Source organism: Mycobacterium sp., assembly GCF_004298145.1.
Taxonomy (GTDB): Bacteria; Actinomycetota; Actinomycetes; order Mycobacteriales; family Mycobacteriaceae; genus Mycobacterium.
On the sequence record NZ_SCRH01000062.1, the window covers coordinates 58,018 to 69,664 of the forward strand.

8 protein-coding genes, 1 pseudogene and 1 riboswitch are annotated in these 11,647 nt (G+C 67.3%); all 9 genes and pseudogenes read right to left on the bottom strand.

The genetic code is table 11. From position 1 onward, the window contains the following. Positions 1–558: 558 nt before the first annotated feature. Positions 559–1,752 (bottom strand): PPE family protein, encoded by a 1,194-nt coding sequence (locus EPN51_RS26220; protein WP_293048729.1) that lies wholly within the window; start codon positions 1,750–1,752, stop codon positions 559–561. A 23-nt stretch (positions 1,753–1,775) separates the two neighbouring features. After that, positions 1,776–2,939 carry a PPE family protein gene (locus tag EPN51_RS26225; RefSeq protein WP_293048731.1) on the bottom strand — a complete coding sequence of 388 codons (1,164 nt, stop codon included), beginning with the start codon at positions 2,937–2,939 and terminating at the stop codon, positions 1,776–1,778. Positions 2,940–2,959: 20 nt separating this feature from the next. After that, positions 2,960–3,259, bottom strand: coding sequence for a PE family protein (locus tag EPN51_RS26230; RefSeq protein ID WP_293048733.1), 300 nt, complete (start codon positions 3,257–3,259; stop codon positions 2,960–2,962). A 281-nt stretch (positions 3,260–3,540) separates the two neighbouring features. Then, positions 3,541–3,716: riboswitch (M-box (ykoK) riboswitch) on the bottom strand. A gap of 139 nt (positions 3,717–3,855) precedes the next feature. Beyond that, entirely contained in the window at positions 3,856–5,685 is a 1,830-nt protein-coding gene (gene eccA5, locus EPN51_RS26235; protein ID WP_293048735.1) for a type VII secretion system ESX-5 AAA family ATPase EccA5, read from the bottom strand. Then, positions 5,682–6,890, bottom strand: a complete 1,209-nt coding sequence (gene eccE, locus EPN51_RS26240) for a type VII secretion protein EccE (protein WP_293048737.1) — start codon at positions 6,888–6,890, stop codon at positions 5,682–5,684. Before eccE ends, eccA5 begins: the two co-directional genes overlap by 4 nt. A gap of 31 nt (positions 6,891–6,921) precedes the next feature. Then, a complete protein-coding gene (locus EPN51_RS26245) occupies positions 6,922–8,763 on the bottom strand; it encodes a type VII secretion-associated serine protease mycosin (RefSeq protein ID WP_293048739.1) in 1,842 nt (613 codons plus the stop codon). Continuing rightward, positions 8,741–10,252, bottom strand: a complete 1,512-nt coding sequence (eccD, locus tag EPN51_RS26250) for a type VII secretion integral membrane protein EccD (protein ID WP_293048741.1) — start codon at positions 10,250–10,252, stop codon at positions 8,741–8,743. The genes EPN51_RS26245 and eccD overlap by 23 nt, the downstream gene beginning before the upstream one ends. A gap of 267 nt (positions 10,253–10,519) precedes the next feature. Further along, positions 10,520–11,422, bottom strand: coding sequence for an ESX secretion-associated protein EspG (locus EPN51_RS26255; protein WP_293048743.1), 903 nt, complete (start codon positions 11,420–11,422; stop codon positions 10,520–10,522). A 108-nt stretch (positions 11,423–11,530) separates the two neighbouring features. Further along, positions 11,531–11,647 (bottom strand): annotated as a pseudogene (locus EPN51_RS26260) (type VII secretion protein EsxI); the annotation flags it as partial.

The following is an 11,647-nucleotide window of genomic DNA, read 5'->3' on the forward strand; positions in this document are numbered from 1 at the left end:
TATATGAAATCGCAGCCCATCAGGAATGGCGATTGACCCGCGACATTACCGATCGCCGTGAATCCCAAGCTCGAGTTGAGGACGCGCCCGGTATTCGCCATACTGCCCGCAGGCTGAACCATTCGTCCCGTAGGGGCCTGCTCGTCGATGACCTCCACGCCGCGATGCGACACCCGCGCTGAACTCCCGGCGCGCCACCAGAAGCGCACCACCCCACAAGCCGGCGGTGGCATCCACACCGCTAACCACGGCCCGGTAACCGGGCTCCACGGACGCGCCCCGGGCGCGGATCACGGCACCGTGGGCGCCCCCGGTGCCGAATGGGTAGTTGACCGTCACACCGTTCTCCTCAGGTTCACTCATACGAGTAGACGCGGCCAATCTGCCGTGGGACTGGTTAGCTACTGATGGTTTCCTGTGGAGCCGTAACCGGCCCTCACAACGACGTTTACGACCCTGTGAGCATTCGCGGAGGGGCCTCGCCTAGTTGCTGTGCGACGCAATTGGGGAAATCAGGGTTCTCAGGATGCGCCCGGCACCCGCGCTCGGCCCCCGGTGTCAACCGGCGGCCGGCGGACGAGCGATGACGCGGGGCCGGAAGCCGTACAAGGGAGCGGCGAACTCTTCCTCCTGCCCACCGGGCATGGCTCCGAGCGGCATGCCCGGCGCTCCCACCGGTCCGGCGTCTTGCATAACCATGGGTGTCGTACCCAACACGCCGTGATACACCCCTGCGCCCAGGCGGGTCGTTGCCGCCACCGGGGTGATGGTTGCTCCGGCCGCGGCCCAAGCCGGGGGTACCGAGAGCGTTCCGACCGGGCTCGCCTGTCCGATTCCGGCGGAAGCGGCCAGGCCCGGCAGGGAGCCGAGCACGCCGCTCCGGCCCAGGCCGGCGGCGAGATCGGCGGCGGCGGTGTCGCCCGCCGCGTCGGGGAACACGGAGCTGAACGCGGTCACCGAATCGATCATCGATGTCGGGTTCAGTAGCCCGCTGGTGGTGAACGCGTTGGACAAGTTCGCCACCGAGGCGTTGTTGAGGAAGCTTCCCAGCAGCGACCCGTTGGACCCGTCCAGGAAGTTCATCAAGCCGGCCAGGCCCGTGGTGGAGTGGTTGGTGTTAGGCGCGAGCCCCAGCCACTCGAGCAGTCCGCCCGTCGACGTGCCGGTGGTCGAGTTGTCGGCCGCCTGCGCCACCGCGGCGGCCTGCTCGGCAACCCCGCCGGTGTGGGCGGTGGACGGCGGCGCCGTCATGGGCGTCAACTCGGTGGCCGTGCTCGAGGCACTGGCATAGCCATTCATGGCGCCCGCATCTTGGGCCCACATTTCGGCGTATCGCGCCTCGGTCGCCGCGATCGCCGCGGCATTTTGACCAATCAGATTGCCGGCCAACAGATTCGACAGCAGAACTCGGTTGGCCGTGACGACCGCCGGCGGTACCGTCATGGTGAAGGCCGTCTCATAGGCGGCCGCCGCGGCATTGGCCTGCGCGCCGGCCTGCTCGGCTTGAGTCGCGGTGCTGCCCAGCCACGCCGCATAGGGTGCCCCCGCGGCCGCCATCAGCATCGACGACGGACCCAGCCAGCCCTCACCGGTCAGCCCCGAAATCACCGATCCGTAACCGGCCGCCGCGGAGCGCAATTCAGCGGCCATCGTGTTCCAGGCGGCGCCAGCGGCCACCATTGATGCCGAGCCGGGCCCCGCGTACATGCGAGCCGAATTGATCTCTGGCGGAAACGCCGCGAAATCGAGCATGACACTTTCTCCTTCGAATTCCGCTATCCGGCGGCAGGCGGGCGTGGCATCACCACGGGGCGGAAGCCGTATTTCGGGATGGCGCGCCGGCGCCCACCCGCGGCCCCCATGGGCCCGGCAAAACCTCCAGGCCCGCCGGCGGCCGGGGGCGACGACCCGATGTCACTGAGACCATTGGCCTGCACCGCGGTTGCGGCCGGGTTGACGTTCGCGGCCGAGGCCCAGCTCGGCGGTACCGACAACGACCCCACCAGGCCGGCATGGCCAAGTCCTGCCGACCCGCCGGCACCCGCCAGTGCGGCCGGGGCCGCAGCGCCCGAAGCCAGCTCCGGGAGCTCCCCCAGACCGGCCAGCGCCCCGGCGGCCGTTGGCGCCTTGCTCGCGTTCATCAGACCCGCGGCCGTCTGCAGGATGAATTGCGGGTTGAAGGGGCCGCCGGCAAGGGCGCCGTTGACCACCGCGGTGCTGAAGAAATTGCCATTTGTGAAGGTTCCGAAGGCCGAATTGTCCGAACCGCTCAGCAAGCCCGCCAGCCCCGACGACACCGAGCCGGACGGCGAGGAACCGCTGTTCGCCGACGACAATGCCGACTGCACCGAACCTGCCGGGGTTTGGGCCGCTCGGGCCACCGTGTTCGCCTGTGCGGCCACCCCGTCGGTGTTGGTGGTTGACGGCGGCTCAGTCAGCGGCGTCAATTGTGCCGCGGTGCTCGAGGCGCTGGCGTAGCCGGTCATCGCGCCCGCGTCCTGGGCCCACATCTCGCCGTAGTGCGCCTCGGTGGCGGCGATCGCCGGGGTGTTCTGACCAAAGACATTGGTCGCCACCAACATCGCCAGCTGGGCGCGGTTGGCCGCGATCACCGGCGGCGGCACCGTCATGGCGAATGCCGACTCGTAGGCACTCGCGGCCGAGAACGCCTGGCCGCTTGCCCGCTCGGCCTGTGTGGCGGTGCCGTTCAGCCACGCCAGGTAGGGTACGGCGGCCGCCAACATGGACATCGACGACGGCCCGAACCAGCCCCCACCGGTCAGTTCAGTCACCACCGACCCGTAAGAGGCCGCAGCCGAACGCATCTCCGCGGCCATGGTGTTCCACGCGGCGGCGGCGGCCAGCATCGGCCCCGAACCGGGGCCGGAATATATTCTGGCCGAATTGATTTCCGGCGGCAACGCCGCAAAATCCAACATTGTCGGACCCCCAAAACTGGTCAGCGGGCCGAGGCCGCGTTGACGGCCTCGGTGGCCGCATACGATCCGGCGCTGGCCCGCAAGGTGCACACGAAATTCTCGTGCAGCGCAGCGGCTTGCGCGCTCAGCGTCTGGAACATCTGGCCATGCCTGGCGAACTGCGCCGCCGTCAGCATCGACACCACGTCCGCGGCGGCGGGCACCACCCCAGTCATCGGGGCAGCGGTGGCCGAGTTCTGGGCGCTCAACGCCGAACCGATCTCTTGCAGCCGGCCGGCCGCCACAGCTAGCGACTCCGGCTGTGCGGTAACGAAATTCATCACAATTCTCCCCACGAAGATAATTCGAGACACGGGTTCTGGCCGTGTCAAGGCACGCAGCAACGCCACACGTCAGCGAGTGCGTGTGTTACGAAAGGTGGCTAGTTACAGGCCACTTCAGGAAAAAACGATGCCGAGGTCGGATCGAAACGAACTGGTCATCGATCTGGAATACGGACTCTCACCGAGACTAATGTCGTTCTCACCTCCTCAAGGCCAGGGCACACGGGGGTGCCACACATTGCACACGGGGAGAAGCGCCCAAGGTGAGAACCGTTGGGCCCGCACCCCTCTCGTCAGAGCTTCGGCACCACACGGCGTATCCGGCCAAGCAAAGCCGGAAGCCACTTGGGCTCAACCCTTAATCCGGGAAGAGCTGTCCTGACCCTGGGCGTCTTTCGACGTTCGAGGTCAGTGGCCTGTGTCCGTGCAGACGCCTCACCTAGCGAGGTGCTTGCATTGGCAATGGTGGCACTCGGCCTTGATTGAGTCAAGCTGACGTACAACGCACTACGCGGGGTTCACCCAGACGTCATCCCCGATGCGCACGCAATGTCCGCGAATCGCACACGGGCGTGGACCCGGATGACAGGGGGCTAGTTCTTCTTCTCGGCCACCGCCGCGTTGAGCCCCTCCGCGAGATCCTCGTCGGTCAGCTCCTTGAATCGCAGCAGTTGACGCTCGCTGAATTCGGTTACCTCGCTGGCCAGCACCGCATCCAGGTCCTCGTCGTCCAGCCGGAAACTGCGGTGATCGCGAGCCTTTTCCACGACGTTGCGCACGAAACCGGCATTGCCGAGGGTGTCGATGCCGCGGATGAGATCCCCGTCTTCCGAATAACTTTCGTCGAGGTAGAACTTGGTGTAGGACGGCAGCAGGGCCTGCGCCGATTCATCGGTGATGACGTCTTCGTTTTCCTGGCCCATCAATCGGGTCAGCGCGACCAGTTCGTCCGGGGTATAGCTGAAGAATTCGATCACGGTCGAAAATCGCCGCCGTAGACCCTGGTTCACTTCGAGCATCTTGTCCATGGCCTTGGCGTAGCCGGCGCCGAAGACGACCAGCTCGTCGCGATGATTCTCCATGTACAACAGCAATGTGTTGATGATCGCGTTGCCGTAGGGGTCGCCCTGTTGGTAGCCCTTCTCGTGCAATGTGTGCATCTCGTCGAAGAACACCGCGCCGCCCAGGGCGCCCTCGAGCAGCTCCTCGGTGTTCTTCTCCGCGTCGGCCATGTACCGGCCCAGCAGCTTGGTGCGGCTGGTCTCGACCACCACCGGTTTGCGCAGCACGGTCAACCCGCACAGCTGCTTGCTGAAAGCCCTTGCCACCGAAGTCTTTCCGGTTCCCGGAGGGCCGAGCAGCAAGGTGTGGCGCGACGTCACGGGCACCGGGAGGCCCATCTTGGCGCGCGCCAGGTTCACCTTCGTCGTCGACTTGATCAGCTTGATTTCCCGCTTGGCCCGCTCCATGCCCAGCATGGCGTTGAGCTCGGCGTCGCCTTCGGCCAGGTACTTCGCCGCCTCCTCGGCGTGGCGGGCGGCCTCCGCCTCCGCGCGGGTGGGTGCGCTGTCCGGGTCCCACGGGTCGGTACGGGCCTCGATCGTTTCCGGGTCGGTCAGGATCAGGCGATAGTTCGGGTTGTCCAGCGCTTCGCGGGCCGGGGTGAACTTCGGATCGCGCGAATAGACCCGCCGCAACAGCTCGACGGCCTCGTCCTCGCGACCCAGATGCCGCAGGCACATGCCCTGGGTGTACAGGGCGATGTTGGCCGCCCCCGGTACCCGGTCGCCTTCGATGGCGTCCTGGCCCCGGCGCAAGGCCTCTTCGAATACGCCGAGCGAGGCCAGCGCCGTGGTGGCCATCGCCGCCCCCGCGGCCTTCAGCTCTGGCTGGCGCCAGCTCTTCCCCTCGGCGAATTCGTTGAGCACATCCGGCCACCGCCCGGTGCGGAAGTACAGTACGCCGCGCACGTAGCTGACCAGCTCCTCGTCGAAGGCCTGGCGGGGTTCGACGCCGTCGATCAGTTTCGAAGCTTCGCCATACTGTTTGGCTTCCGCGAGCACCGCGGCGTAGGCGCACGCCAGCGACTCCACGCTGGTCACCGCCAGCCGTAGGAACAGCCCGTCGGAAACCTCCGGGCGGAACTGCAACTCGGTGACCCCGAGGCGGCGGGTCTCCCACCCTAACGTGCGGATCGACGACCAGGCACCGGCGAGCACGTCGAGGCTCTGCTCCCCCGCGAGCATTCGTGCCAGCCAGGCGTCACACATCGAAGGATCCAGGTTGGTCGCCGTGGTGAACATCTGCGACGCAACCTGCGGATTGTGGCTGGGCTGCAGCCCGTTGACCGAGACGCCCGACGCCAACAGGCCGGCGACCATCGCGTTACGGGCGCCTTCGGCGGTTGATTGGGGTCTCGTCATTGCGCTACAGGTACGCCCGCCGAGCTCCCTCGCAGCTGATCGACGGACAGCGCGAGCTCGTCATCGTCGGCGCGTAGCGGGCGGCTCGGCACGACCAGCAGGGTGCGGGCCGACGGGGCGGGCAGGGTGGCGCGCACCGCGGCCAACTGACGTCCGGTGAGGCGGTTGAGCCCCGACGAGACGTTTCTGCGCAGCCGCTTCTCGGTGTGGTAGCGCACCCAGGCCGACACGTGCGGACTGCCCCCGCGGAAGGTCAGCCGAATGGTCAGCACGGTGGCGACCGCGTCGTCCTCCCACAGCTCAGCGAGCTTGTCGGTGGTGATGTCGGACGGTGTCAGCCACAAGCTCGTCACGAACCCGTTGAAATGCTTGAGGCGGCGCCATCCGGGGCGGCTCCAGGTCGGTTCGAGGTCGGCCAGCACCGCACGGTCGACCTCGGCGAGCTCCTCGGCGGTCAACGGCCGGGCCGCACAGGTCAGCCCGTCGAGATCTTGGGCGAGCCGTTCGGTGGCCGCCACCAGGGTCGACGCCAGCGAATCGCGGGCCGCCACCGCGGCGACATTGCGCTGCGGGTTCATCCGCAACACCAGCCAGGTTCGACGAACGTACGAGGTGGGCTCGTCGCTCACCACCTCCCCCTCCGGGGCTCCGAAGTCGTCGAGCTTCGACAATTCGGCGGCTCCACTGTCGGGGCCGCCGCGGCGGACCTTCACCGACACGATGTCGATGTCATCGAGGTGGATGTCGAACTGGCGTAATCCCGAGGCGACGGCCTGCACCAGCAGGGTGGGCGGCGACGACCGGTGACGATGGCGCGACGCGGGGTCGTCCTCACCGCCGTTGACGGCGATCACCGTCACGAGCCGGCCCTGGTACTCGCGCACGCCCACCCTGTCGCGCCCGAATTTGCGTTGGTGATCGATGGCCGGGGTGCAGCCGGCGGCCAGCGCGGAGCCCGGATCGGCGGACCAATCCCACAGCCAGGTCGCCAGGCCCGACGTCACCGTCAGGCCGTGGTAGGTGACCAGTGACAGCAGCGTGACCAACAGCGCCAGACTCACCCCGACCCAGAACGCGATGCGGTAGGTGCCCTGCCAGGACTCCGGGCAATGACTGGCCACCGCCATGATCACGACGTCGACCAGGAACACCGTGGTCAGCCGCGGCCACGACAACGACAACCCAAATTTGCGCTGAGCCTTCATGAGTGTTGCTGCTCCGCCCCTATTGCTGTTTCTATTGCTGTTTGCGAGATCGCTTCATCAGCATCGTCGTACCGAACACTCCGCCGCCGATGAGCAACGCCACGAACAATCCTCCGGCGGCAACCCATACTGGCACCATATCCCGGGGCGGGACCGGTTTCGGCATGGTCAGCGGCGCCGACAGTCGCTGCGGCGGCTTCACCGGACCGTCGGGTACGTCCCAGGTCAGTGCCGCCACCGGGTCGACGATCCCGTGGCCGACCTGGTTGTCCACGCCGCGCGCCGGCGCTCGGGCGGTACGCGTCAACCGGTTGATGACCTGATATGCCGATAGCTGCGGGAACCTGGCACGCACGAGCGCGGCCACCCCGGACACGATCGCCGCCGAGAAGCTGGTGCCGGACGGAACCAGCAGCGTGTTGTCCGGTCCGTCGATCGCGTTGATGATCCCGTCGTCCCGGGGCGAAAGTCCGACGACGTCCGTTCCGGGCGCGGCGATTCCCACCCAGGGCCCGGCCACGCTCGTCGACGCCTGACCCTGATTACCCTGGCTCAGCGGGTGTCCTCCCTCGTCGACCGCGCCGACCGTCAGGACGTAGTCGCTGAACCAGGACGGCGTCACGACGGTCGTGACGGCATTCCAGTTGCGAGGATCGTTGGGCTGCAACGGATCATGAGGCGGGTTCTGCTTGCAGTCCTTTTTGCTGGTGTCCCCGGCGGCGGCCACGATGACGACGTTCTTGTCGACGGCCGCGTAGCGGACGGCGGCACCCAGCGATCGCTGGTCGATGACGTTGCGGGCGCTCATGCACGTCACGTCGGAGATGTTGATCACCGACGCGCCCATGTTGGCGGCGTGCACGATCGCCCGTGCCATCGTCTGGATGTTGTCGATCTTCGCCGACGTCTGCGGGTCCTCGTCGCCGGTGTAGGCGTCCTTGAGGCCGAAGGCCTGGCTGGTCTGCCGGATCGCGATGATGTCGACGTCCGGTGCGATGCCGCTGAACGCGTCCGGACCGCCCTTGGTCGGCCCGGGTGGTGGCGGTGCCGGCGGCGGGTCGAGCGGACGCGGATTGTCGACCTTGACCGCGTGCCCACCACCGGCGTAGCCGGGGATGGTCACGGTGCCGCTTCCGTGGTTGACCGCCGGGGCCTGTCCACCCGGCGCCGGCCCGGGGGCTGGGCCCGGGGCCGGGCCGGCGGGCGGTGGACCTGCCGGTGGCGGCGGGGGCGGCGCCCAGAAGGGGCCCGGGGGCTGTTGCTGCTGGTCCTGGGGCGGGGGCGGAACCATCGTCACGGTCTGCGGCAGCGGTGACAGGGTCACCGTCTGCGGCGGTGGTGCTTTCGGCGGTGGCTCGGTGGTGGGAATGGTGACCGGCTTGCGCGGTGCCGCCGGTGGTATCCCCGCGCCGTTGGCTGGCGCCGCACCGATCATGGACGCCACGATGGTGCCGTGCGCATCGCAGTCAGACAGGCCGTCACCGGACATGATGTAGTCGCCGCCCGGAATGAGGTGCGGAAACCGGGGGTGCGGGGTCACGCCCGAATCGATGACGGCCACCTTCTGGCCGGCACCGCGACCGAACTGCCACGCCTCCTGCAGATTCAGCATGTCCATGTATTTGGGCTGCAGCCGGAAATCGGTCCCGGGCAGCACGCCGACCTCGGTGCAATACGAGTTCTGCTTCATCGGCGCCCCCGGCCCGGGCGGACCGTCCGGCGGCACCGCCGCGGCGTCGATCGTCGGAGGCGAAATCGCATAGGCGGGAGGCAGATTGGCCAACGCGCCCGACGCGAGCAAGATGGCGGCGACGGTCGCGGCGGTTGCGCGACCACGCCACACTTTGCCGTCAGCGATAGCGGATTGCTGCATAGACATTCATCAACCACAATGCCAGCGGGAAGATCGGCATCAGGCAGAGGTATTCAATCCATTCCACGAATTTGCGGAATAGCGGGCTGTAGACGGTGTTTGGCACCACAGCCGCGGACGTGAGTCCCGCCGCCGGCACCAAAACCAGGATCGCCGCGCTGATCGAGACCGCAAGCGGGGACTGCAGCACGAGGGCGTACCGCACCACGACAGCACCGACAATCAATACCCCGGTGCCGGCCAGGGTGATCGCCTGCCAGCGGTCGACGTAAGAACGGCCGCGCAGCAACAGGAATCCCGCGCAGAAGCCCGCCAGCAGAAGCGGCAACCAGCGTTGCCCGGTGTGCGGGTCCGACAGGGCGGTCAGCGAGACGACCATCAGCACGCCGAGCCCGATCAGCAAACCCGACAAGAAGGAACGGGCGCGTTCGGCCTGCGTCAGCACGTCGCGGACCGAGGCGGGTCCCTCCAGCACCGGGGGCCCGCCGTCGGAGCGCACCACCGTGGTGGGCAGGTCGGGCCGGGCCTCGAACACCCATCGGCTGGTGGCCGACGGGAAGACCGGCAGGCGGATGCCGGCCAGCCGCCGCGAAATCGCCGGCGCACTTTGGTAGATCAGAACCGATACGAGCACGACGCAGGTCAACAGCGTCACGGCGCTGGTCATGGCCACCATGCGCGCCAACGCGGCCACCGCCGTGATCGAGCTGGCGGTGACGATCGCGGTGTAGATCGCCAGCCGGCGTCCGGTGAACCGCAGCGCGAGTATCGCGGCAATGGTGAGGACACCGAAGCCCAACACCGCTTGTGGCGATCCCACGCCGCCGGGCGGCGCGGACGCCGCGGCGATCGACAACGGCGCAAGGCTGCTCAACAGCATCGTGTCGGCAACGCGGCGCTCCTGCTGGGTGCGCGCCCGCGCCAACAGCAACAAGGAAACGCCTAGCACCAGCGCGCCGATCACGCCCGCGTAGACCGTTGGCAGCCAGGAGTTGTGGTGCCAGCGCCACCAGGCGAGCAAACCGGTCGCGGCCGTCACCCCGACGGCCACCATCGACGCACCGACTTGCACGGCAACCACCGGGTCGATGGCTGCGAAGCGCTTGCTCAGATCCGACGCGACCGCGGTGGAGATGTGCTCGATGACCTGCGAGCGGTGCTCGGTGTCCGGGATGAACCGGATCCACAATCGGTCGCCGTCGTAGACGTCCTGTTCGCTCAGCGATTGGGTGACCCGCAGCGGCGAGCCGTCCACCAGGCACAGCGCCCATCTGCCCCGGCCGGTGACTTCCAGCGGAGTCTCACCGAGCTCGCGAAGCCGGCTGTTGACCACCTTCAGCAACGGGTCGGTCATCACCGAGACGGGGGCATTCGCGTCCAGCAGGACGCCGATCTGGACACCCGTGCCGGCCATCACGCCGACGACGACAGCCTGAGGCTGTGAGATGCCCTCTACGTCAGGCTGTGGTACTTCAACTACCGCAGTCATCGCCTTGCACTCCCTACCGTGATGAATGTGTGAGCCCGTGCCGCCGGTCGCGTGCTGGCCGACGCCGGTGTTCTCGCCGAGGTGCTGCGGCCCCCCGCGCAGTGCATTCCGACTAATTGGAATTCCATCTGCCTCGCCTTGCGATTAAGAGTTGTGGTTGACACCGGTTTGAGATTTGCTGATCTTTTGAAAGAAGTATGCCGTGCTCGCAGCTCAACCGCATGTTGAGCGCGAGGCCATTGGTGAACTCTGTATTCCGCGCGATTGTCACACCCTGCTGTGAGTTTTCCACTCGCCGTAGGGAAGTGTGTCCAGCACGGTTTTGACGCCCACTTGTACCAGCTGCGGGGTCGCCGGGCAGATGGCCAGCCACGCCTCCCCCGAACCGGCGGTGCGGGCTTGCTGGTAGAGCGCGATGCGGCCACCGGACCCGTCTTTGAGCGACAGCACCGACGCGCTGGGCCCCTTGGCGTCGTCCTGGTACTGGCGGGCGTACACGGCGACCTCGGCGGCGGGATCCGACAGCGCCTGGCCCAGCGCGGCCACGGTCGCGGCGCTGATGCCCATGCGGCGCAGGTCTCCGCCGGAGAACACGTTGAAACCCGACTCCTGCCACGACTTCGTCGCTTCGAGCATCTCCTCCAGTGGCACGTTGACCGCGTTGATCGGTGCGGGCTCGGCGTGGTGAATGGACTCCAGCGCGTCGATCACCAGGGACGCGATCGAGGCGCTGTCCGCGACGGCGACGTCGTCGACCGTGATCTCACCGCCGACCCGGACCGCCGACACCCAGTGCTGGCCGCGGCGGGCCAGGACCACCCGAAACTCGTTGTCGGGGATGTCGCGCGAGCCCGGGGGCTGATTATCGTCGTCGAGGACGCCATAGGCCAACTTGCCCCGCGACAGCAGGGCGACCACCTCGAGGTCGGGCGCGGCAAGCACTTTCATCCGCGCGGCGACCTGCTCGTTGACCTCGTCCTTTTCGACGATGCCCTGCTCGCGCATCACCGCCATTCCGGGATGCTCGTTGAGCCAGTCGCTCGAGTCGGTGGAAACGTATGGCCGGCACCGCAATTCGGGGGCGACGTGCCGAATGTCCAGCAGCGCCTGGAGCATCCAGAAACCGTCGACGTTGACGGTGATGTCGGTGCGGGTGCTCTGTTGGTCCATCAATTCCTCAATCGGTCCCTGAATAGCTCATGCGTCACACTGCACGGTAACCGCAGGACGCGGCAGCACACCGACGGGTGGTGTGCTGCCGCGCCTGTGGTCGTCGCGTCAGGCCCAGCTGGACCCGACGGCGCTGTCGGTGCTGGCCATGTTGTTGCCCGCGGACTGGACCTTCTGTCCGTGGGAGTTGGCCTGCTCGTAGATCACCTGGAAGTTGCGACCCAA

Excerpts from the sequence above, each read along its gene's own strand:
- eccD (WP_293048741.1), bottom strand. The coding sequence starts at position 10,252 with ATGACTGCGGTAGTTGAAGTACCACAGCCTGACGTAGAGGGCATCTCA.
- EPN51_RS26230 (WP_293048733.1), bottom strand. The coding sequence starts at position 3,259 with ATGAATTTCGTTACCGCACAGCCGGAGTCGCTAGCTGTGGCGGCCGGC.
- EPN51_RS26225 (WP_293048731.1), bottom strand. The coding sequence starts at position 2,939 with ATGTTGGATTTTGCGGCGTTGCCGCCGGAAATCAATTCGGCCAGAATA.
- eccA5 (WP_293048735.1), bottom strand. The coding sequence starts at position 5,685 with ATGACGAGACCCCAATCAACCGCCGAAGGCGCCCGTAACGCGATGGTC.
- eccE (WP_293048737.1), bottom strand. The coding sequence starts at position 6,890 with ATGAAGGCTCAGCGCAAATTTGGGTTGTCGTTGTCGTGGCCGCGGCTG.
- EPN51_RS26245 (WP_293048739.1), bottom strand. The coding sequence starts at position 8,763 with ATGCAGCAATCCGCTATCGCTGACGGCAAAGTGTGGCGTGGTCGCGCA.
- EPN51_RS26255 (WP_293048743.1), bottom strand. The coding sequence starts at position 11,422 with ATGGACCAACAGAGCACCCGCACCGACATCACCGTCAACGTCGACGGT.
- EPN51_RS26220 (WP_293048729.1), bottom strand. The coding sequence starts at position 1,752 with ATGCTCGATTTCGCGGCGTTTCCGCCAGAGATCAATTCGGCTCGCATG.